Raw genomic sequence first — 21921 nt, 5'->3', positions numbered from 1 at the left:
TCGTACTACTTAAACGCTATGGAACATTTCATTTTATCATTAATTCTCTAATAAGAATATAGATCTGGAATTTAAGGCTCTATTTCATCTTCTATTTCAACATTCATATCTAATAGAGCGAGTCCTTGAGCTCGACGGTTTAGGGTTAACGAAGAAACTGGCGAGTAATAGATTTCATCATCGGTCAGCACAATAGATTTAATATAATCTTCTGAGATCACGATTTTCTTTTTTCTTTTTTCTTCTTCTTTCAAATAAACGCCTGTTATTGGCGACTGCTCTTGAACTTCCCAGTTTAATATAGCAATAATCTCTTTTGATCTAATAATGACATCTCCACCTAAATGTATAAACACACGCTCCACCGCCTCATTACTCGGATATAATTGTCCCCTCTGATACAGTCCAAATTTTTGCTTGATTTAATGTCCGTTGATCAATTCCACTGATATTGGTTGTTGTCACAAAGGTTTGAACACGATCTTGAATTGTTTTAAGTAGGTGGGATTGCCTATAGTCATCTAGTTCAGATAAGACATCATCCAAAAGTAGAATAGGATACTCACCTATTTCTGAATAAATCAATTCTATTTCGGCTAATTTAAGCGCAAGAGCTGTTGTCCTTTGTTGTCCTTGCGATCCATAAGTTTGAACATCGTGACCATTAATCGAAAAACCGAGATCATCTCGATGAGGACCAAACAAAGTTACTCCACGTTGAATTTCACGAGTTTTTTGTTTTTCATACATTTGGTAGAACTCTTCTTTTATTTTCGACAAATCCATCTCATCCGATACGTTAGTAGCAGATAGATAACGAATCTCTAGTTCCTCTTTCCCCCTGCTGATATCATAATGGATTGGTTCAGCCCATTTTTGAAGCCTTTTAATAAACTCAAATCGCCTTTTCGTCACTTCTGCAGCTAACACAATCATTTGATCGGTTAATATATCTAACATTTCTTTAGATCCTTTACCGATCTGTAGGGATTTAAGTAAATGATTTCGTTGGAGGAGAACTTTTTGATAAAGTCCTAAATGATGTAGATAAACACGGCTAATTTGACCCATTTCCATATCTAAAAATCTTCTTCTCACTTGCGGACTGCCTTTTACCAGATTTAAATCTTCTGGTGCAAACAAGACTACGTTCGCCGCCCCAATATATTCACTAAGCTTTTTTTGCTCTAAGCCGTTTATTTTACCTTTCTTTCCTTTCACAGAAAGAATAAGTTCTAATTCAAGATTACTTGACCTCTTCTCTAGTTTCCCTTGAATTCTCGCAAATTCGTCTCCCCATCCTATTAACTCTTTATCCTTAGAAGTACGGTGAGACTTGGCTAGTGCAAGCACATAGATCGCTTCAATGATATTGGTTTTCCCTTGGGCATTTTCCCCCAAGAAAACATTTACTTGATGATCAAATGCTAATTCCACTTTTTTATAATTGCGGAATTGCCGTAATGTTAGTTGTTTCAAATTCAAAAGGGCTTCCCCCTATTTTCCAACAATTTGATATTTCGTCCCGTCTGCAAGAGTTACCGTATCTTCAGGCACAAGTTTTTTGCCACGGCGATTTTCTTCCTCACCATTTACATAAACGATAAATTCAGAAAGATACCACTTGGCCATGCCACCCGTATCAATAATTCCAGCCTCTTTAAGCATTTGTCCTAGTGTTATGTAAGCTGTTGAAATGACGACTTGATTCATCTTCATCACTCTTTCCGTTTTCTTCTTGTTGCTTGTGTAGCAAAGTGAAGACAGCAAATCATTAGGTGAGTTGCTGTCTCTCTTTATCCTTCATTCGATTATCTATCTTTATATTGTACTAAACCAAAGCTATCAAGCCAAGTCTTTGTTAAAAGAAGTTGTGTTTACCTATTCAATCAGCTCAAAAAAACCTTTCAAATCGGTTCTCCGCCATGGTTAATACGTACGAACAGGTGAGAAAAGGTGTAAATAATGGTCATGTTCAATCGGGCGGATGACAAATGGACTCATTGCACCAGTAAACACAATATCAAATTCCTCACTATCCATTACTTTCAAAGCATCAATAATATTTTTTCCGTTGAAGGAAATTCGCATTTCCTCGCCTTGCATTTGCGTCTCAATGTTTTCAGTTACTTTTCCAACCTCAGGAGAAATAGATGTAATTTCAACAAGGTTACTATTCAACGTTTTTAGGTTAATGACATTATTCTTTCCTTCTCTTGATAAAAGAAGAGCGCGTTCAAGCGTTTGAAGAAAAGGTTTAGTTTTTAGTCTTAGTGTGGTTTTCGATTGAGTTGGGATCATACTTTTCGTTACAGGGTATTTCCCTTCAAGCAAACGAGAGAAGAACAATAAGTTTTTCATTTTGAATAAGATTTGATTTTCCGTAACAACGACATCAATTAATTCATTGTTGTCATCAATAATCTTACTTAATTCCGTTAAGCTCTTTCCTGGAATGACCACATTTGAAAAAGTTAGACCTTCATCATTTTTCTCAATTGCTGCTTTTCTCATCGCAAGCCTGTGACTATCTGTTGCAGCACAGATTAGCACACTATCCTCAGTCTCTAAGTTTACACCTGTCAACACCGGTCGTGTTTCTTGAGTGGACACTGCGAACACAGTCTGGCGAATGACATTTTTTAAGATATCTTGCGGCAAGCGAAATAATAAATCCTCTTCTAACTGTGGTAAGCGCGGATACTCTTCAGGGTCAAGTCCATTTAAATTAAAGACAGAGGAACCAGAACGAATGGTTGTTGCAAACTGATCTTGTACGATTAATTCAATATTATCACCAGGAAGCTTCTTTACGATTTCAGCAAAGAAACGGGCTTGTAGTACGATACTTCCTTGCTCTTCAATTCTAACAATTTCAGATCCTTCCTCTTCTTTTGGGATGAACGTTTCGATTGAGATGTCAGAGTCACTACCAGTAAGGGTTAATCCTTCTGAATGAGCAACAATTTTTATTCCAGTTAAAATAGGGATCGTCGTTCTTGAAGAAACGGCTTTTGTTACATTTTGAACATCATGAACAAAACGATCTCGATCAATTGAAAAACGCATAACAAAACTCCTTAATAAATATATTTATGTTTTAAAAATAGTAGTAATAGTAGTAATAGGGGCTGTGGATTTGTGGATAAGTGGATGAGTCGTTAAAATGCCAGTCTATCCACATGTGGGTAATGTGTTAATAGACTGGTTCACTTTATACACAGTGTTCACAATGATTATTGAAGTTAATTTCTCAACAGGTCGGTTAATTCTTGCACCTTATCTTGCAATTCTTGATCTGTAGCTAGCAATTTCGATATTTTTTCGTGAGCGTGAATAACGGTTGTGTGATCTCTCCCGCCAAATTCACTTCCGATTTTAGGTAAAGAGGCATCGGTTAATTCTCGAGATAGATACATAGCGATTTGTCTTGGAAATGCGACAGATTTTGTTCTTTTTTTCGCCTTGAAATCTTCTAGCTTCACATGATAATGTTCGCCAACGAGTTTTTGAATATCCGTAATCGTTAGAATTCTAGGTTTTGAATTCGGAATAATATCTTTTAACGCTTCAGCAGCCAGATCTGCATTCATATCTTGATTAATTAAAGAGGAGTATGCGACAACACGAATAAGAGCCCCTTCAAGTTCTCTAATGTTTGTATCTATTTGATTTGCAATATAAAGCATCACTTCATTAGGGATATCAAGGTTTTCAGCTTTTGCCTTTTTTCGTAAAATAGCGATCCTTGTTTCAAGATCTGGAGGAGTAATATCTGTAATTAATCCCCACTCAAATCTAGATCTTAGACGGTCTTCTAAAGTTGGAATTTCTTTAGGAGGACGGTCACTTGAAATCACAATTTGTTTAGATTCTTCATGCAAAGCATTAAAAGTATGGAAGAATTCTTCTTGAGTTTGTTCTTTTCCAGCTAAAAACTGAATATCATCAATAAGAAGAACATCAACATTACGGTATTTATTACGAAAATGTACGGCTTTATTATCGCGAATGGCATTAATGAATTCATTCGTGAATTTTTCTGATGATAAATAGACAACTTTTGCATTAGGATTATGATCCATTACATAATGACCAATTGCGTGCATTAAATGCGTTTTTCCTAGCCCAACTCCCCCGTAAATAAACAAGGGATTATACGCTTTAGCCGGTGCCTCAGCAACAGCTAATGAAGCAGCGTGCGCAAAACGATTTCCTGACCCGATGACAAATGTGTCGAACATATATTTATCGTTCAACATGGTTTTCGTAGAAGAATTACCTGCATTTTCATCTTGTCTTGACTGTTTTTTAGGGATGGGGTCAGGAATAAAATCGTCTTCCATTTCATGTTGTGGTATCACAAATTTAGGTTTAAGACGAGTTCCTGTCAGTTGCTCAATCGTATCAGAGGTGAGCTCTGCATAATGGTCTTCCAACCAATCGCGCGCAAATTCGTTAGGTGCAGTGATGATAATCAAATCATTTTGAATATCATTTGCTTTAGTGGCTTTTAACCATGTCTCAAAACTAGGCTTGCTGACCTTTTTTTCTATTTCAGCTAATGCCTGGTCCCATAAATCATGGATATTCTCCAAAATTTTCGCCTCCTTCTTTCTAAATAACGAACAACAAACATGAACTTGTCGAATGTTTGTACAAGCTCACGGATACAGTCGAATAAATATACATTCACATATAAATGTGCAGAAATAATAATATAGTAGAAAAGCATAAAAAACTGAGTTCTGGACAGGCTGTGGAGAACTAACACACAGACGTAAAAAAGATGTCCACAACTTTACCCACAGGCTGTGGACAATAAATAAGTAGTAAAAGTTGTCCACGAATGAAAACATTACAATCATAGCAAAAAAAACCTTTAGTCGCAACGGTTTGTTGTATTTATCCACATAACACCTTATCTTGTGTTTAAAAAATATCCACAACACAATATATGTGTGTAACTTGTCGATAATGTTGGGGAAGACTCGTAAAATGTCGAACTTTGTTTATCCACAGGTTATTTTAGAAGGGATGAGTCAGTTTTGCAGAAGGTAGATCGGTTTGTAGATTTTGAGAGGTTTCTTTTAATAAAAAAAGTGAATCTTGACAAGTGGGGTCATAGTTCTTTATAATTTACAAGAATGTCTTTGGAAATAGTTAATCCTCAGGGAGGTGTTATAGATGGGAAAACCAACATTTCAACCGAATAATCGCAAGCGTAAAAAGGTACACGGTTTCCGTGCACGTATGAGCACAAAAAATGGCCGTAAAGTATTAGCTCGTCGTCGTCGTAAAGGAAGAAAGGTATTATCTGCATAGGCCACTGATTGTCAGTGGTCTTTTTCTTCTTTTGGAGTTCGTCCCAAAGATAACAACGAACGTTTTGGGATGAACTCTAAGCAATGAGCGATAATTGCTGGCATTGGTGTGAGAGTTTCTCGCACCAATGGCTTATTATGAGCCGATTTCTTAGGAGATTCTAATGGTGAGTAGCGTTTGTTGGAATCCTTTTTAACATGTTATTACCTATAATATGTACTTGTTAGAGGAGTGTAGTAGATGAAGAAAGAGCAGCGGATTAAAACAACTGAAGAGTTCTCGCAAGTTTTTAAAAATGGTCATTCCGTTGCGAATAGGCAGTTTGTTCTTTATGCGCTTCCCAAAGAAGGACAATCTTTTTTGAGGTTAGGTCTTTCTGTAAGTAAAAAAGTAGGAAATGCAGTGATAAGAAATCAAGTGAAGCGTTACATACGTGAAGTGTTCCGTTTAAAAGAAGAAGACCTTTTAGGTGGCAACGATTACATTGTTATTGCGAGAAAACCAGCAGCTACAATGGATTTTTTTGAAGTGGAAAAAAGCTTGCTTCATGTTTTGAAAAAAGCACATGTCTTAAAAAAATCGAAGCAACGTTGATTATAGCATTTTTAATAAGTACATTATTTATATGAAGGAACAAAAAAGACAGGAGGAGAAAACGTGCTGAAAAAATTTGGCTTGATTGCCATGGTGGTAGGACTTCTTGTTGTGATGACAGGTTGTTTTAATATTGAAGAGCCGATCACGAAGGATAGTACAGGCTTTTGGGATTCGTACTTAGTTTATCCTTTATCATGGTTGATCATTTATGTTGCAGATCTTTTTAATAATAATTTTGGATTATCCATTGTTGTGGTGACCATTTTAATTCGTATTGTACTTTTACCTTTAATGATTAAACAGACGAAGAGTGCAAAAGCAATGCAAGCTATTCAACCAGAAATGCAAAAGCTTCGTGAAAAATATAGCGCAAAAGATCAGAAGACTCAACAAAAGCTTCAACAAGAAATGATGGGGATGTTCCAAGAGCATGGTGTTAATCCATTAGCTGGGTGTTTGCCATTACTAGTTCAGATGCCTATTTTACTTGCTTTTTATCATGCGATTATGCGTACAGGTGAAATTGGAAATCAGCCATTTTTATGGTTAGAATTAGGAACTCCGGATCCAATCTTCTTACTTCCTGTTATCGCAGGAATCACTACTTTTATTCAACAAAAGATGATGATGGTAACGGATAACCCGCAAATGAAAATCTTATTATATATGATGCCAATTATGATTTTCGTATTTGCTTTGTTCTTCCCAGCAGCTCTTACGCTTTACTGGGTAGTTGGTAACTTATTTATGATTGCACAAACTTATTTTATCACTGGTCCAAATGTCGGGAAAAAGGCTGAAGCAACAGCGGGTGGAAAGCAACCGACTAAGGGTAAAGGCAAAGCGGGAGGTAAAAAGAAGTGAACTATATAACCGTATCAGGAAAAACAGTTGAAGAGGCCGTTGCAAAAGCTATTCTTGAGTTGCAAACGACAAAAGAGCAACTTTCTTACCGTGTTCTTTCAGAGCCACAAAAAGGCTTTTTAGGTATTTTTGGTTCGAAACCTGCAAAAATTGAAGCCCGAGTTCTTCCTGATTCGGTTGAATTAGCTCAAACCTTTTTACAAACAACCGTTTCATTAATGGGGCAAGAAACAATGATTACTAAAACGGAATCAAATCAGAGAATTCTCTTTCAACTCACCGAGGGCAATGATGCAGGACGATTAATTGGAAAGAGAGGTCAAACACTCGAATCCCTAGAGTATTTGACCAATCTTGTTTGCAACCGTGGTGAGCAGAAATATAAGAGAATTGAATTAGATATCGGGGATTACCGCGAGCGACGCAAGCAAACGCTTGAGCAGTTAGCATTGCGAGTAGCTGATAAAGTCACGACTCAAAAAAAGCCTTTATCATTAGAACCGATGAATGCTCTTGAACGAAAAATTGTTCATGAGACACTTAAATCTGTTAAACGTGTTGAAACGAAGTCTGAAGGAAGTGGCGTAAACCGACATATTATCGTGTTGTATAAGGGGTAATGTCGACTTGCGAAATTTCTTTTAACGATACGCGTTTTTGGTACAGTCCTCTATCGGTTAGATAGAGGATTTTCTTTACATTTAAGTAAGGGAAAGCTCTATTTGTCATACGTAGCAATTCTGTAGGGGCTGTGATATTCTATAGTTTTAAAGAAAGAGCGAATATAAGCTATAGGTTTGTACATTAAAGTCGATACTAGTTAGTAATAGATGATGATATGTATTGAATACGATCTAAAGAGGTGGAAAAATGGAATCTGATACAATTGCTGCGATATCAACGGCCCTAGGAGAAGGGGCAATTGGGATTGTTCGTTTAAGTGGTGACGAAGCAGTTGCGATTGCAGATCAATTATATAAAGGAAAAGATGCTCTTTCAGTCGTTCCGTCACATTCGATTGTGTACGGTCATATTGTAGATCCCGCGACGGGGGAAAGAGTAGAGGAAGCGATGGTATCTGTTTTGCGTGCTCCAAGAACCTATACTCGTGAAGATGTGATTGAAATTAATTGCCATGGTGGAATCATGTCGGTTAATCGAGTATTACAGCTTGCGTTAAAGCATGGTGCTAGATTAGCGGAACCAGGCGAATTTACGAAAAGAGCTTTCTTAAATGGAAGAATTGATTTATCACAGGCAGAAGGGGTTATTGATTTAATTCGTGCTAAAACAGATCGGGCGATGAATGTTGCACTTAATCAATTGGACGGAAAGCTTTCTAAGAAAATTCAAGTACTTAGACAAGCATTGCTTGAAACGGTTGCTTCGGTAGAAGTCAACATTGATTATCCTGAGTATGACGCCGAAGTAGTCACACACAGTCTTCTTCAGGAAAAAGCACAATTTGTTATTCGAGAAATTGATGGGTTACTAGCAACGGCAGCTCAAGGGAAGATTTTGCGCGAAGGTCTTTCGACTGTCATTATTGGAAGACCAAATGTAGGAAAATCATCATTACTGAACAGTTTAGTGCATGAAAACAAAGCGATCGTCACTGATGTACCAGGTACAACAAGAGATGTGATTGAGGAATATGTAAATGTACGCGGAGTTCCCTTACGTCTTGTTGATACAGCAGGTATTCGAGAAACGGAAGATATCGTCGAGCGAATTGGTGTTGAACGTTCTCGTGAAGTGTTAAAAAAGGCGGATTTAATTCTTTTAGTGTTAAACTATGGAGAAGTACTGTCGCCAGAAGATGAAGCTCTATTTAAAGCGGTTGAGAAAATGAATGTGATCATTATTGTTAATAAAACAGATGTCGAACAAAAAATCGATCTTAGCGCGGTTGAAACATTAGCTTCGAAAAGGCCTTTAGTAACAACATCTCTATTACGTGATGAAGGTGTCGAACAGCTTGAACAGGCGATAGCTGATCTATTTTTTGAAGGGCAACTAGAGGGAGCAGATGTAACGTACGTATCGAATACTAGACATATTGCTCTTTTAGAACAAGCAAAAACGACGATTCAAGATGCTTTAGACGCTATTGAAATGGGCGTACCGATTGATTTAGTTCAAATAGATGTTACAAGAACGTGGGAATTACTAGGCGAAATTATTGGGGATAGTGTTCAAGAGAGCTTAATTGATCAACTATTTTCGCAGTTTTGTTTAGGGAAATAAACAGTTTGCAAGCTGTTAGCTAAGGAGGTTTTAAAATGATAAATTACAATGGTGGAGAATTTGATGTAATCGTCGTTGGAGCAGGCCATGCAGGAGTTGAAGCGGGCCTTGCTGCAGCACGAATGGGGGCCAAAACCCTTATGTTAACCTTGAATTTAGATGCAGTGGCCTATATGCCGTGTAACCCTTCCGTTGGTGGACCGGCTAAAGGAATCGTCGTTAGGGAAATTGATGCTCTTGGTGGAGAAATGGCCAGAAACATTGATAAGACGCACATTCAAATGCGTATGCTTAACACTGGGAAAGGGCCTGCTGTACGTGCATTGCGTGCTCAAGCCGATAAATACCTTTATCAACATGAAATGAAAAAGACGATTGAGGAAACAGAAAACCTCTTACTACGCCAAGGAATGGTTGAGCGCTTAATCGTAGAAGATGGGATTTGTAAAGGGGTTATGACAAACACCGGAGCAGAGTATCACGCTAAGGCTGTTGTAATTACAACAGGAACATACTTAAGAGGGAAAATCATCATCGGTGATTTATCTTACGAAAGTGGCCCTAATAACATGCAGCCGTCTGTGCAGTTATCCTATCATTTAAAAGAACTTGGCTTTGATATGGTTCGTTTTAAAACAGGGACGCCACCACGTGTAAATGGAAGTACCATTGATTATTCTCAAACAGAAATTCAACCAGGTGATGATAAACCACGTGCGTTTTCATATGAGACAACAAAATATATTACTGATCAATTACCTTGTTGGCTAACGTACACGGGTGAGGAAACCCACCGGATTATTAACAATAACTTAAGTCGTTCTCCGATGTATTCAGGTATGATTGAAGGAACAGGCCCTCGTTATTGTCCTTCGATTGAAGATAAAATTGTCCGTTTTAGTGACAAACCTAGACATCAGATCTTCCTTGAACCAGAAGGAAGAAACACCTCAGAAGTATATGTGCAAGGATTATCAACGAGCTTGCCTGAAGATGTGCAGTTAGACATTTTAAAATCGGTTCCTGGTTTACAAAATGTTCGAATGATGCGTCCAGGATATGCCATTGAATATGATGCCATTGTTCCAACGCAGTTATGGCCAACACTGGAGACGAAAAAAGTACCTGGATTGTTTACTGCAGGTCAAATTAACGGAACATCTGGCTATGAGGAAGCTGCAGGACAAGGGACGATGGCTGGAATCAATGCAGCATTGAAATCAAGAGGCGAAGAAGGACTTATTCTTGATCGTTCCGAAGCGTATATTGGAGTTCTCATTGATGATTTAGTCACAAAAGGTACGAATGAGCCTTATCGTTTGTTGACCTCCCGTGCAGAGTACCGCTTGCTTTTACGTCATGACAACGCAGATCTTCGTTTAACGGAAACCGGATATAAAATTGGCCTTATTAAACAAGAACGCTATGATCGTTTCTTAAAAAAGAAAGAGCAAATTGCCAAAGAAAAAGCTCGTTTAGAAGCCATTATTGTGAAGCCTTCACCGGAAGTAAAACAGTTATTAGAAGATACGAATTCCTCCCCTTTACAAGAAGCGATTCGTGCAACGATGCTGTTAAAGCGTCCTGAACTAACATATGCAGACGTAGCGAAAGTAGTGGAGGCGCCAGAAGAAGTGATCTCTGAGGATGTAGCTGAACAGGTCGAAATACAAGTAAAGTATGAAGGTTATATTGAAAAGCAGCTTCAACAAGTGGAGCGTTCGAAGAAAATGGAAGATAAAAAAATTCCAGAGAATCTCGATTACTCGGCCATCAATGGATTAGCTACAGAGGCTAGACAAAAACTAGCACAAGTTCGCCCATTGTCAGTCGGGCAAGCATCAAGAGTATCTGGCGTTAATCCTGCTGATATTTCAATCCTACTTGTTTACCTTGAACAAGGTCGATTAGCCAAAACTCAATAGTTTCTTAAGGATAAGCAATGAGCATAGCCGCTGCATAGGTGGGAGGGGTGCCTCCACCACATGGATGTGTGGTTTTCATAGTCCCTAGCAGCGTGTTAGTGCCATTGTCTTTTTAGTGTGAACCAAATTACATATAAATGGAGAGTTGTTATGAGTAAAGATCAATTCATGTCTCTGTTAGAAGAAAAAGGGATTAGTCTCTCAACCAAACAACAAGAACAGTTTCAATTGTATTATAAGCTGCTTGTTGAGTGGAATGAAAAAATGAACCTTACCGCAATAACTGAAGAAGACGATGTGTATTTAAAGCATTTTTATGACTCAATTGCAGCTAGTTTTTATTATGAATTTAAAGCAGGGCAGCGGGTAGTTGACGTAGGTGCCGGGGCAGGTTTTCCGAGTATTCCATTAAAAGTAATCTATCCGGATGTTCATGTGAGTATTGTTGATTCTCTAAAAAAGCGTATTGGTTTCTTAGATCATCTAGCGAGCGAATTGAAGCTTGAAGGAGTATCTTTTTATCATGACCGTGCAGAGACATTTGGTCAGAATCCTGATCATAGAGAAAAATATGATATTGTGACGGCACGTGCAGTTGCTCGGCTTTCGGTTCTTTCTGAATTATGCTTACCTTTAGCGAAGGTCAAAGGTGACTTTATTGCAATGAAAGGGGCAGGTACCGCAGAAGAGGTAGCTGATGCGAAAAAAGCGATCCATGTGTTAGGTGGAAAGCTAGTGTCGGACGATTCATTTGTTTTACCAATTGAAGAGAGTGAACGTCACATTGTACGTATTCGTAAAGAAAAAACTACGCCAAATAAGTATCCAAGAAAACCAGGGACGCCTAATAAGCTACCGCTATGAGCACGACTTGATAAAAGATCTTTTTAATCATATTAAGTAGAGTAACGGTTGAAGTGAGAGACTTTCATACCAATAGTGGCTTACTTTGGTCGTCTCTCTCTGACGATGAAAATAGGGGGGGAAACCGTCTTTTTTGATTATGGCTCTAAGAAGTTTTTCTTGACGCTTCATGGGGTGCAGGGATATAACTGAAGTAGGAAGAAAAGAAGGATTTCAAGCGCGGATGTCGAAACTAGAAAGACGGTTACTATCAGAAGGTGGTGTCAGGCGATGAAGCAACCGTTTTCACGCCTTTTTGGCTTTAGTGATAAGCAACAGGCAGAGGTTGAAGTTAGTGGAAACGAAGAAGTAAGTGAACTTAGCAATGAAGAAGTTAAAGAAATCAATATATCAGATATAGTCCCTAATCGTTTTCAACCACGTACGGTATTTGATCAGGAACGAATTGATGAATTGGCTCAAACGATTCGAACTCATGGAGTGATTCAGCCAATTGTTGTACGTGAACGTGATGGGAAGTTCGAAATTATTGCCGGAGAAAGAAGATGGCGTGCAGTGACGAAGCTTGGGTGGGAAACCATTCCTGCTTTGGTGAAGGACTTTAATGATTCGCAAACTGCCTCAATCGCTTTAATTGAAAACCTTCAAAGAGAAGGACTCACTGCAATTGAAGAAGCGATCGCCTATGCTAAATTAATTGAACTGCACGGGCTAACTCAAGAAAGCTTGGCGCAGCGATTAGGAAAAGGGCAATCAACGGTCGCAAATAAGTTAAGATTGCTAAATTTACCCGAAGCTGTACAAAATGCGATATTAGACCGTAAAATTTCAGAACGGCATGCACGTGCATTACTTTCGTTAAAAAATAACGACCTGCAAATTAAACTTTTAGAGGAAGTTATTGAAAAGCACTTAAATGTAAAACAAACAGAAGAACGAGTAAAGTTTATTCTAGAAGGACAAGCTCCACCCAAGAAAAAACCAACTCGTAAATCTTATTCAAAAGACATGAGAATAGCGATGAACACCATCCGACAATCCGTCGATATGGTCGTCAAAAGCGGTTTACATGTAGATACGGACGAAGAAGAACACGACGAATTTTACCAATTCACAATCCGAATTCCGAAGAAATAATCTATCCAAAGAGATAGGTTATTTTTTTATAGAGAGTGTGGAATAAGGTGAACTATCCCTTTTTCGTACTCCCTTTGCAGTGTGCATAGTCATTGCCGCACGCATATGAGAAGAAGGAAAGTCTTAAAATAGGACAAATTACCTTTTTTCAATTCAATATGTAACAGAACATTTGTTTCATTTTACATAACTTTGTAAAAACGATCATTGAAAATTGTGTTAAAATAAAAGACGAGTTGGAGTTTCAATGGAAAAGAGGTGACAGTGTGGCCAAGATCATTGCTGTAGCGAATCAAAAAGGCGGTGTCGGAAAGACAACGACCTCCGTTAATTTAAGTGCTTGTTTAGCACATATCGGTAAAAGAGTATTGCTTGTTGATATTGATCCACAGGGGAATGCGACGAGTGGAGTTGGTGTTGAGAAGGGTGATATTGACGAATGTGTCTATGACATTTTAGTAGAAGATGTTGAAGCCTCTAAAGTAATCAAATCAACTTCTATGGAACGCTTGGATGTCCTACCTTCAACCATTCAATTGTCAGGAGCTGAAATTGAACTGGTCCCTACGATTTCACGTGAAGTCCGTCTAAAGAGGGCCCTTGCTAGCGTTTCCGATAATTATGATTATATTTTTATTGATTGCCCACCATCATTAGGATTGTTAACTATAAATGCATTAACAGCTTCAGATTCTGTGTTAATTCCTGTTCAATGTGAATATTACGCTCTTGAAGGATTAAGTCAGTTATTAAATACAGTTCGTCTCGTACAAAAACATTTAAATACTAACCTCGGAATTGAGGGGGTCTTACTTACTATGTTAGATGCGCGGACTAATTTAGGAATTCAAGTAATTGATGAAGTGAAAAAATATTTCCGTGAGAAAGTATTCGATACTATTATTCCAAGAAATGTCCGGTTAGGAGAAGCACCAAGTCATGGCGAACCGATCATTACGTACGATGCTAAGTCAAGAGGAGCGGAAGTATATTTAGATCTAGCAAAGGAAGTGGTCGCGAGTGGCGAAAGGGTTAGGTAAAGGATTACAAGCGCTTTTTCCTGAACATAAGGATGAAAAAAATGACAAAGTTGAGCAAATTGCGGTTAACGAGTTACGTCCCAATCCTTATCAACCTCGAAAGACATTTTCGGAAGAAGCGATAGCAGAGCTGACGGAGTCTATAAAACAACATGGTATTTTACAACCGATTCTTGCAAGGAAAAGCATTAAAGGGTATGAAATCGTTGTAGGGGAACGCCGATTCCGTGCAGCGCAGCAAGCTGGATTAAAGGAAGTTCCTGTTGTAGTTAAAGAGCTAGATGAACAAAAGATGATGGAATTTGCGTTGATTGAAAACTTGCAACGTGAAGACTTAAACCCGATTGAAGAAGCACTTGCGTATGAAAAATTAATGGAACATTTAAAGGTGACACAAGAACAACTTGCTGAACGTGTTGGCAAAAGCCGTCCTCATGTGGCTAACCATTTGCGTTTGCTAAATCTTCCTCAAGTTGTTCAACAGTTTATCTCCGATGGTAAGCTTTCAATGGGTCATGGACGAGCTCTTCTCGGATTAAAGGATAAACAAAAATTATCGATTCTCCTCGAAAAGATACTGAAAGAAAAATTAAGCGTTAGAGACGTCGAGGAATTAGTGAATCAATTAAATGATCATGTTTCACGTGAAACAAAACGCAAAAAAATATCTCTTTCACCATTTTTAAAAGAAAGACAGGATGTACTACGAACGAGACTAGGAACTTCTGTCGCGATTAAACCAGGTAAGAAAAAAGGGAAAATAGAAATTGACTATTTTTCGGAAGAAGACCTAGATAGAATCGTGCAACTGCTTGAATCCGACAATCAATAACAATAAAGAGGGTGACTCGGGTGTCCTGCCTGACTACTAATACTCGAATGCCGAATCTAGCATTCTATGTATTCTAGAAAGGAGGAAGGAATTTCTGAGTAACCTTCTTTTTTTAGAGCTAATGGAAAAAGGTTACTCTTTACCTTTTTCCATTAGCTTTAAGCAATGAGTGAAGCCAATGCCGGTTTGTTGTCTATATAAGCTAAACTGTAGGGGAGTAGTATCCTTTTAAAACTACTAATCAAACATGAAAGGAACCAGAAAAATGATATATTTTGATCATGCAGCATCATCCTATCCAAAACCTAAAACGGTAGCTGATGCCATGTGCGAAGCAGTGAGTCAATATAGCGCCAACCCTGGTCGTGGAGGCCATCAGCTAGCCGAGCGGGCTAGATCTGCTGTTGAGGAAGCAAGAAAAAAAGTAGCCTTATTATTTGAGGCTCCTAGTAGCAAACATGTTTGGTTTTATCAAAACGCGACAATGGCTTTAAACCAAGCATTAGTAGGATTTCCATTTCAAGCGGGGGATCATGTTGTAGCAACGAGTTTTGAACATAACTCAATCATTCGACCGCTAGAGAAACTAGCAAATGAGAAACAAATTGCGATTACTTATCTAGAACCGAATGAAGAAGGGCTTATAACAGTAGCTGCCATTGAAGCGGCGATTACACCAAACACAAGGTTATTAGCTGTTTCTCATGCATCGAATGTGACAGGAGCTCTTGTACCTATTCAAGAAGTAAGCACTGTAGCTAAATCTAAAAATGTCGTTTTTCTTCTTGATGCATCGCAAACCGCTGGAACAGTATCCATTCACATGGAACGGGATGGAATTGACTTGCTTGCTTTTGCGGGACATAAATCTTTGCTCGGTCCACAAGGGACAGGTGTCTTAATTTCAAAGAAAGATTTTCAATTAACTCCTTTAGTAGTAGGAGGAACTGGAAGTCATTCTGAATTACCACACCAACCTTTAAATTGGCCAGATCGGTATGAAGCGGGTACGTTGAATACTCCTGGAATTGCCGGTTTAGCTGCGGGAATAGATGAAATAAATAGAATGGGTTTAGAGAGTATTTGGGAGCATGAGCAGAGTCTAATGGAGAAATTTTTAAAAGAGACAAAACAAATAACTGGTTTAACTGTATTTGGTCCTGATGATCTGACGCAGAGAGTTGCCGTTATTCCTTTTTCATTAGATGGACTTGAAAGCCATGAGCTTGCGATGGTACTAGATGAACATTATCAAATCGCTGTAAGAGCAGGTTTACACTGCTCTCCTAAGACACATGAGGTGTTACATACTAGTGAAGCGGGTCTCGTGCGTGTCAGCTTTGGACCTTATAATACAATAAAAGAAGTGGATCAACTAATAAAAGCATTAAAAGAGATTAGTCAGGCCTTTAACGGGTGAGTGAGGAGTAGAGAGAATGGTTTTAACGGGAACAATTGTGAATGGATTGGCCATTATTGTGGCGTCCTTAATTGGGTTATTAGTGCGAAATATCCCAGAGCAGATGAAGACAACGATTATGCAGGCACTTGCTCTTGCGGTTGTTGTACTAGGGATAGGAATGACTCTGAAGAGTGAACAGTTTCTAATTGTTATTGGAAGTCTAGTACTTGGTGGAATTATTGGAGAAAAGTTAGATTTAGAAGGTGGATTAAACCGACTTGGAGCGTGGATAGAGACAAAGGTAGGAACCAAGGAGAATGGCTCGGTCGCAAAAGGATTTGTGACGGCGACACTCATTTATGTTGTTGGAGCGATGGCGATTCTTGGAGCTTTGGATAGTGGATTAAGAGGAGATCACTCTGTGCTATTCACGAAGTCTATGTTAGATGGATTCTCAGCTATCATTTTTACTTCAACGTTAGGGATAGGGGTTATTTTTTCAGCGATCCCTGTCATTTTATATCAAGGAGGCATTGCTTTACTTGCTACTCAAATTAATCAGTTTGTCCCAGAAGTATTAATGAATACATTCATTACCGAGATGACAGCTACAGGTGGAGTGATGATTGTGGCGATTGGTTTAAATATTTTAGGAATGATTCATATTCGTGTTGCTAACTTACTGCCTAGTATTTTGGTTGTAGCAGGTCTAGTAACAGCTTTATATTTGATATAAAAATGTTGCCTATGTAGACAAGTCATGTCTACATAGGATTTTTTATTTTTTGGAAAAATGTTTGTCTTAGCTACATGGATGTTTCATTTTTTGTACGTAATTGAATAGCTGGCTTCAGTCGAAGTGAACGTAGTAGAGATGTCGTTGGTGCAAGATCTGGTAAACGAACATCGGTTGATTTAATAGAAGTAGCAATGGTATCGGCCATTTGCATGACGGTATGAAGACGGGTGTTTTGAAGGACAAAATACTCCATCATCCCACCAATATTGACAATACCAGTCATATGAATATCACCGACTGCAGGGAGTTTCTTCTGAACCGCAGCTCCTGGTTGAACAGGGCCTTCAGCGAGTGAGATTTTCCCTACACTGGTCATTCGTCCTAGACAAGCATCGATGGCTAAAATAAAAGGGCGATAATGGTTCATTTTAATTTCAGTCATGCGTTCTTCTAAATTAACAGCGTGAACAGGGTTTTCTAAAGTTCCGTAAACATGAAAGCGACGAAGTGTCTCTTTTTCTAACTTAGAGCCTATTAGTGGGCCTAATGAATCGCCAGTAGAACGATCGGTCCCAATACAAACAATAACTAAATCTCGTTTGATATGAGATTCTGTCATCTGAAATAACTGTTCACTTAACTGTTCGATTGCACCATTTTCCTCCATATGAACTCGTAAGGGAGGTGTGTTTTTTCCGAACAGACGATGGTTTGTACTCATAACATCGCCTCCTTTGCCATAGTAGTAACAGTATACGGAACTTTTTTCCTTTCTATACATAAAAGAGGGTGCCGAAATGGTTTATTTTTCTAAAAGATAGAAGGCGGTGAGAGTTGAGTTGTAAGGGCTAAGCTAGGGTGTGAATGGTTTTTAATAGATCGTAGCGATGAATGGGCTAATAGTCATTCTCTATGAATAGAACAGATAATAAGAGATTAAATGACGGGAGAGGATCTTATGTGGGGGAACGGATTAAAATGGATGTTTCTCATTATCGGAACAATGATAGGCGCGGGATATGCATCGGGAAGAGAGTTGTGGGAATTTTTTGGGGCTGAAAGTGGACTAGCAATTATAATCTTTACTATTCTTTTTACCATTTGTGTTGCAGTCATTTTGTCAATTAGTTATAAGAACCAATCTCAACACTATTTACCTGTCCTAAATAAATTGATGGGAAAACGTCTAGCTAAAGTATACGACGTGATGATTATTGTTTATTTGTTTTCAACGACAGTCATTATGCTTGCTGGTGGTGGGGCAACACTTGAGGTCATTCACATTCCTTATTGGCTTGGAACGGTTATTATTGGTGGGATGGTCGTCATTTTATTTCTTTGGGACACTAAAGGAATGACCTCAATGAATGCCTTTATTATTCCCATTTTGATTGTATTTCTCATTGCAATTTTACTCGCTTTTCAATCTTTAAAGGGATTCCCTATTCAATTTAAGATCAACGCTCAACATAATTGGCCATCTGCATTGACGTTCACCGCTTTAAATATTCTCCCTCTTATTGCCATACTTGGAGCAATCGGAAATGAGATCAAACATAAAGGGGAGATGTGGATAGCTGCATTAGGAAGTGGATTAATACTTGGTTCTATTTCCTTCTTATATAATGAATCGCTACTTCAGGTAGCGAGTGATATTATGCTGTATGAGATTCCACTATTTGCTATATTGAAGCATTATCCATACTATATGATGCTTATTATGTCTGCATTGTTATGGTTGGCTATTTATACGACAGCAGCTGCTGGTGTATTCGGGTTGCTGTCACGTGCGCGAGCTTGGTTAAAAGGGCCGGCCTGGTTAATTGCCTTATTTCTCATTGCAATCATGGCACCCTTAACGACATTTGGATTTTCGACACTGATTGCTGTACTTTACCCGCTCTATGGAGTTTTGAATTTATTTGTCCTAGCTTCCCTACTGTTATACCCTATAATGAATCACCGTTCATTGTAGACGAAGACGATATTAGGGGAAGTTTTATCTTTAACCCTAGTCCAAGGTTCGTTCGTTTCGATCTTGTATAAAAAACGCTATAATCTAATAGGAATTTGTTAAAACGGTTGCGATTATATTTTGATATGGTCGCCAATAATTCTCGAAAGTTGCGATTAAATAATAAATCTCTCTTCCGTCCCTCGACTCGTTCCTTTGTTTTCGTGTATAATAACAACCATACAAAAAATGGCTGAAGATAAAGGAGGCATTATGGATGACGAATAAAGAATTTGCTCTCCATGATGTTGTTGAAATGAAGAAACAGCATCCTTGTGGGGAAAACCGTTGGAAGATAATTCGGATGGGAATGGATGTCCGTATTAAATGCCTTGGTTGTCAGCATAGTGTCATGATCCCTCGGAAGGAATTTGCAAAAAAGATAAAGAAGATTCTTGAACATAGTGAGGACTAATATGTGTTCAGACATCCTTTATACGTTTTAAAATAAGGCAGTGAAGGGATTTTCCTCTTCATTGCCTTGTCTTTTTGTATACTAATCTCTATAATTGGTATGTTATTACCTTAAAATAGTCATGAATATTTGAAAATAGAAGAAGGAAGTGAGCAAGAGTGGCTTTAACTACTGGAATCGTTGGCTTGCCTAATGTAGGTAAATCAACTTTATTTAATGCAATTACACAAGCAGGAGCTGAATCAGCCAACTACCCTTTCTGTACAATTGATCCTAATGTAGGAATTGTTGAGGTTCCTGATTACCGCTTGCAAAAGCTAACGGAACTTGTAGAACCGAAGAAGACGATCCCAACGGCGTTTGAGTTTACAGACATCGCTGGAATCGTAGAGGGAGCTAGTAAAGGTGAGGGCCTAGGGAATAAGTTCCTTTCCCACATTCGTCAAGTCGATGCGATTTCTCATGTTGTACGTTGTTTTGCTGATGATAACATTACTCACGTTTCTGGTGGAGTCAATCCATTACGTGACATCGAAGTGATTAATTTAGAATGGATCTTGGCTGACTTTGAATCAATTGAAAAGCGTATGACAAGAGTAGCAAAACTAGCAAAGGCGAAAGACAAAGAAGCTGTAGCTGAGTTAGAGGTACTTGAACTTCTTCGCGATGCGTTTGAGGAAGAGAAACCAGCTCGAAGCATTGAGTTCACAGAAGAGCAACAGAAACTAGTAAAAGGTCTTCACTTGTTAACGAGTAAGCCTGTTCTTTATGTAGCCAATGTAAGTGAAGAAGATTTACTTGCTGAAGAAGATAATGAGTATGTTAAACAAGTGAAAGAATTCGCCGCTGCTGAAGGTAGTGAAGTGATTCTTGTCTGTGCGAAAATTGAATCAGAAATTGCTGAGCTTGAAGGCGAAGAAAAACAAATGTTCCTAGAAGAGTTAGGTATTAAAGAATCAGGACTTGATCAATTGATTCGTGCAGCGTATGACCTTTTAGGTCTTCAAACTTATTTTACGGCTGGCGTTCAAGAAGTACGAGCATGGACATTCCGTAAAGGAACAAAAGCTCCTCAAGCAGCTGGAATCATTCATACAGATTTTGAACGTGGATTTATCCGCGCCGAGATCGTTTCATATGATGATTTAGTAGAAGCAGGTACAATGGCAGTGGCGAAAGAAAAAGGTAAAGTACGTTTAGAAGGAAAAGAGTATATCGTTCAAGATGGTGATGTTATTCATTTCCGTTTCAATGTGTAAAAAGCAACTCATGAATAAACAGATTGGTTAATGACTAAGGCCAGTCTGTTTTTTTCTTTAATAAAACCAAGTCATCTAAAAAACGAAGATAAATGATCTAACAAAACTCTTTTCACAGTCTATCGTTTCTTGTATGGTTTATTTATTGCAACGTCCCTTTCTCATCCACTACGAGAGTCCTCTTATTGTTTCTCACTCTTCTCCTTTTGCAACATCGTAAGTTATTATCTCCTTTTTTAACCAACTCATTTTTTCCAAACATTTACTGAAAGATTTTAATAAATAAGGAGGTTTGAACGAAACTATTTAGAAAATAACTTGCAGCGAGATATCGTCTCTGTTATACTCTAGTAATGCGAGTGCAAAGACTCAAAGATTATTGAGTTTTGCTCCTTGCTCCAATCATGGAGCCGCTAGACCAAAAGGAGGTGGACCGGAATGCGTAAGTACGAAATTATGTACATCATCGCTCCAAACCTAGAAGAAGCAGCAACTAAAGAAGTTGTTGAGCGTTTTAACAACGTTCTAACAACAAATGGTGCTGAAATCGAACAGGTAAAAGAGATGGGTAAGCGTCGTTTAGCATATGAAATCAACGATTTTCGTGAAGGTTTCTACGTATTGTTAAATGTACAAGCTAACTCAGAAGCGATTGCAGAATTTAACCGTCTTATTAAGATCAACGATAATGTTATTCGTGTTCTTATTACAAAAGACGAAGAATAAATAATCTAACCTAGGAGGGGTACGTATGCTAAACCGAGTCGTGCTAGTTGGGCGCTTAACACGTGACCCAGAACTGCGTTATACACCAAATGGTGTTGCAGTTGCCAATTTTACACTGGCAGTAAATCGTACATTTTCTAACCAGCAAGGGGAACGAGATGCAGATTTCATTAACTGTGTCATTTGGCGTAAACCTGCAGAAAATGTCGCTAACTATTTGAAAAAAGGTAGTTTAGCTGGTGTAGATGGGAAAATCCAAACACGGAGCTATGACAACAATGAAGGCAAACGCGTCTTTATTACTGAAGTTGTAGCAGATAGTGTTCAATTCCTTGAGCCTCGTGGAAGCAATTCTAATCAAGGGCAAGGAAACGATTTTGGTAGTCCTGGTCCTAGTGGAAATGACTTTGGGAAGCAGCAGAACTATAATCAAAACCGTTCATCTGGTGGATTTAATGAAGATCCATTTGCAAATGACGGTAAGCCGATTGATATTTCGGATGATGATTTACCGTTCTAACGACCTCTCTCTAAC

At 38.5% G+C, this 21921-nt stretch carries 23 protein-coding genes; 17 read left to right on the top strand and 6 right to left on the bottom strand.

Translation table 11 applies throughout. The annotated features are described in order from the left end of the window. Window positions 1–71: 71 nt before the first annotated feature. The 5 genes from remB to dnaA form a co-directional block, all read right to left on the bottom strand. Window positions 72–356: an extracellular matrix regulator RemB gene (remB, locus tag PQ474_RS10700; RefSeq protein WP_273842837.1), complete on the bottom strand. Its 285-nt coding sequence runs from the start codon at window positions 354–356 to the stop codon at window positions 72–74. Window positions 357–372: 16 nt separating this feature from the next. Continuing rightward, window positions 373–1485, bottom strand: coding sequence for a DNA replication/repair protein RecF (recF, locus tag PQ474_RS10695; RefSeq protein WP_273842835.1), 1113 nt, complete (start codon window positions 1483–1485; stop codon window positions 373–375). A gap of 12 nt (window positions 1486–1497) precedes the next feature. Then, window positions 1498–1713, bottom strand: a complete 216-nt coding sequence (gene yaaA / locus PQ474_RS10690) for a S4 domain-containing protein YaaA (RefSeq protein ID WP_273842833.1) — start codon at window positions 1711–1713, stop codon at window positions 1498–1500. A gap of 216 nt (window positions 1714–1929) precedes the next feature. Further along, entirely contained in the window at window positions 1930–3069 is a 1140-nt protein-coding gene (gene dnaN, locus PQ474_RS10685) for a DNA polymerase III subunit beta (protein WP_273842831.1), read from the bottom strand. Between the two features lie 176 nt (window positions 3070–3245). Further along, window positions 3246–4598 carry a chromosomal replication initiator protein DnaA gene (dnaA, locus tag PQ474_RS10680; protein WP_273842828.1) on the bottom strand — a complete coding sequence of 451 codons (1353 nt, stop codon included), beginning with the start codon at window positions 4596–4598 and terminating at the stop codon, window positions 3246–3248. 589 nt (window positions 4599–5187) lie between these two features. On the opposite strand from dnaA, the gene rpmH reads away from it, so the two are divergent. The 12 genes from rpmH to PQ474_RS10620 all read left to right on the top strand — a co-directional run bounded on the left by rpmH (window position 5188) and on the right by PQ474_RS10620 (window position 16969). Next, the gene (rpmH, locus tag PQ474_RS10675) at window positions 5188–5325 is read left to right on the top strand and encodes a 50S ribosomal protein L34 (protein ID WP_003323480.1); all 138 of its coding nucleotides are present in this window, start codon (window positions 5188–5190) and stop codon (window positions 5323–5325) included. Between the two features lie 240 nt (window positions 5326–5565). Further along, window positions 5566–5919: a ribonuclease P protein component gene (rnpA, locus tag PQ474_RS10670; RefSeq protein ID WP_273842812.1), complete on the top strand. Its 354-nt coding sequence runs from the start codon at window positions 5566–5568 to the stop codon at window positions 5917–5919. 63 nt (window positions 5920–5982) lie between these two features. Then, a complete protein-coding gene (spoIIIJ, locus tag PQ474_RS10665) occupies window positions 5983–6786 on the top strand; it encodes a YidC family membrane integrase SpoIIIJ (protein WP_273842810.1) in 804 nt (267 codons plus the stop codon). After that, window positions 6783–7406, top strand: a complete 624-nt coding sequence (jag, locus tag PQ474_RS10660) for an RNA-binding cell elongation regulator Jag/EloR (RefSeq protein WP_273842809.1) — start codon at window positions 6783–6785, stop codon at window positions 7404–7406. Before spoIIIJ ends, jag begins: the two co-directional genes overlap by 4 nt. 250 nt (window positions 7407–7656) lie before the next feature. Further along, window positions 7657–9033, top strand: a complete 1377-nt coding sequence (gene mnmE, locus PQ474_RS10655; RefSeq protein ID WP_273842806.1) for a tRNA uridine-5-carboxymethylaminomethyl(34) synthesis GTPase MnmE — start codon at window positions 7657–7659, stop codon at window positions 9031–9033. Window positions 9034–9071: 38 nt separating this feature from the next. Continuing rightward, window positions 9072–10958 (top strand): tRNA uridine-5-carboxymethylaminomethyl(34) synthesis enzyme MnmG, encoded by a 1887-nt coding sequence (mnmG, locus tag PQ474_RS10650; RefSeq protein WP_273842874.1) that lies wholly within the window; start codon window positions 9072–9074, stop codon window positions 10956–10958. 150 nt (window positions 10959–11108) lie between these two features. After that, window positions 11109–11822, top strand: coding sequence for a 16S rRNA (guanine(527)-N(7))-methyltransferase RsmG (gene rsmG, locus PQ474_RS10645; RefSeq protein WP_273842804.1), 714 nt, complete (start codon window positions 11109–11111; stop codon window positions 11820–11822). A gap of 270 nt (window positions 11823–12092) precedes the next feature. Further along, window positions 12093–12959, top strand: a complete 867-nt coding sequence (gene noc / locus PQ474_RS10640; protein ID WP_273842802.1) for a nucleoid occlusion protein — start codon at window positions 12093–12095, stop codon at window positions 12957–12959. A gap of 266 nt (window positions 12960–13225) precedes the next feature. Next, entirely contained in the window at window positions 13226–13999 is a 774-nt protein-coding gene (locus tag PQ474_RS10635) for a ParA family protein (protein WP_273842800.1), read from the top strand. Beyond that, the gene (locus tag PQ474_RS10630) at window positions 13980–14831 is read left to right on the top strand and encodes a ParB/RepB/Spo0J family partition protein (protein ID WP_273842797.1); all 852 of its coding nucleotides are present in this window, start codon (window positions 13980–13982) and stop codon (window positions 14829–14831) included. The genes PQ474_RS10635 and PQ474_RS10630 overlap by 20 nt, the downstream gene beginning before the upstream one ends. A gap of 265 nt (window positions 14832–15096) precedes the next feature. Then, the gene (locus tag PQ474_RS10625; RefSeq protein ID WP_273842793.1) at window positions 15097–16251 is read left to right on the top strand and encodes an aminotransferase class V-fold PLP-dependent enzyme; all 1155 of its coding nucleotides are present in this window, start codon (window positions 15097–15099) and stop codon (window positions 16249–16251) included. A gap of 16 nt (window positions 16252–16267) precedes the next feature. After that, window positions 16268–16969 carry a DUF554 domain-containing protein gene (locus tag PQ474_RS10620; protein WP_273842791.1) on the top strand — a complete coding sequence of 234 codons (702 nt, stop codon included), beginning with the start codon at window positions 16268–16270 and terminating at the stop codon, window positions 16967–16969. Between the two features lie 70 nt (window positions 16970–17039). Here PQ474_RS10620 and yyaC read toward each other — a convergent pair whose 3' ends face one another. Further along, window positions 17040–17693, bottom strand: a complete 654-nt coding sequence (gene yyaC / locus PQ474_RS10615) for a spore protease YyaC (protein ID WP_273842789.1) — start codon at window positions 17691–17693, stop codon at window positions 17040–17042. Window positions 17694–17930: 237 nt separating this feature from the next. Here yyaC and PQ474_RS10610 point away from each other — a divergent pair, with 237 nt between their 5' ends. The 5 genes from PQ474_RS10610 to ssb all read left to right on the top strand — a co-directional run bounded on the left by PQ474_RS10610 (window position 17931) and on the right by ssb (window position 21906). After that, complete coding sequence (locus PQ474_RS10610; RefSeq protein WP_273842787.1) at window positions 17931–18947, top strand: YkvI family membrane protein; 1017 nt, start codon at window positions 17931–17933, stop codon at window positions 18945–18947. Between the two features lie 256 nt (window positions 18948–19203). Continuing rightward, on the top strand, window positions 19204–19401 hold the full coding sequence (locus PQ474_RS10605) for a DUF951 domain-containing protein (RefSeq protein WP_273842785.1): 198 nt from the start codon (window positions 19204–19206) through the stop codon (window positions 19399–19401). A 158-nt stretch (window positions 19402–19559) separates the two neighbouring features. Next, window positions 19560–20660 (top strand): redox-regulated ATPase YchF, encoded by a 1101-nt coding sequence (ychF, locus tag PQ474_RS10600; RefSeq protein ID WP_273842783.1) that lies wholly within the window; start codon window positions 19560–19562, stop codon window positions 20658–20660. Between the two features lie 438 nt (window positions 20661–21098). Beyond that, window positions 21099–21386: a 30S ribosomal protein S6 gene (rpsF, locus tag PQ474_RS10595; RefSeq protein ID WP_273842781.1), complete on the top strand. Its 288-nt coding sequence runs from the start codon at window positions 21099–21101 to the stop codon at window positions 21384–21386. Between the two features lie 25 nt (window positions 21387–21411). After that, window positions 21412–21906: a single-stranded DNA-binding protein gene (gene ssb / locus PQ474_RS10590; RefSeq protein ID WP_273842780.1), complete on the top strand. Its 495-nt coding sequence runs from the start codon at window positions 21412–21414 to the stop codon at window positions 21904–21906. The last annotated feature ends 15 nt before the right edge of the window (window positions 21907–21921 follow it).

It is taken from the genome of Halalkalibacter alkalisediminis (assembly GCF_028610705.1).
In the GTDB taxonomy this organism is placed as follows: Bacteria; Bacillota; Bacilli; order Bacillales; family Bacillaceae_D; genus Halalkalibacter; species Halalkalibacter alkalisediminis.
This window is presented reverse-complemented; position numbering and strand designations above follow the sequence as displayed.

Excerpts from the sequence above, each read along its gene's own strand:
- ssb (WP_273842780.1), top strand. The coding sequence starts at position 21,412 with ATGCTAAACCGAGTCGTGCTAGTTGGGCGCTTAACACGTGACCCAGAA.
- PQ474_RS10605 (WP_273842785.1), top strand. The coding sequence starts at position 19,204 with ATGACGAATAAAGAATTTGCTCTCCATGATGTTGTTGAAATGAAGAAA.
- PQ474_RS10620 (WP_273842791.1), top strand. The coding sequence starts at position 16,268 with ATGGTTTTAACGGGAACAATTGTGAATGGATTGGCCATTATTGTGGCG.
- PQ474_RS10625 (WP_273842793.1), top strand. The coding sequence starts at position 15,097 with ATGATATATTTTGATCATGCAGCATCATCCTATCCAAAACCTAAAACG.
- mnmE (WP_273842806.1), top strand. The coding sequence starts at position 7,657 with ATGGAATCTGATACAATTGCTGCGATATCAACGGCCCTAGGAGAAGGG.
- rnpA (WP_273842812.1), top strand. The coding sequence starts at position 5,566 with ATGAAGAAAGAGCAGCGGATTAAAACAACTGAAGAGTTCTCGCAAGTT.
- rsmG (WP_273842804.1), top strand. The coding sequence starts at position 11,109 with ATGAGTAAAGATCAATTCATGTCTCTGTTAGAAGAAAAAGGGATTAGT.
- yaaA (WP_273842833.1), bottom strand. The coding sequence starts at position 1,713 with ATGAATCAAGTCGTCATTTCAACAGCTTACATAACACTAGGACAAATG.
- dnaN (WP_273842831.1), bottom strand. The coding sequence starts at position 3,069 with ATGCGTTTTTCAATTGATCGAGATCGTTTTGTTCATGATGTTCAAAAT.
- yyaC (WP_273842789.1), bottom strand. The coding sequence starts at position 17,693 with ATGAGTACAAACCATCGTCTGTTCGGAAAAAACACACCTCCCTTACGA.
- rpmH (WP_003323480.1), top strand. The coding sequence starts at position 5,188 with ATGGGAAAACCAACATTTCAACCGAATAATCGCAAGCGTAAAAAGGTA.
- rpsF (WP_273842781.1), top strand. The coding sequence starts at position 21,099 with ATGCGTAAGTACGAAATTATGTACATCATCGCTCCAAACCTAGAAGAA.
- PQ474_RS10610 (WP_273842787.1), top strand. The coding sequence starts at position 17,931 with ATGTGGGGGAACGGATTAAAATGGATGTTTCTCATTATCGGAACAATG.
- noc (WP_273842802.1), top strand. The coding sequence starts at position 12,093 with ATGAAGCAACCGTTTTCACGCCTTTTTGGCTTTAGTGATAAGCAACAG.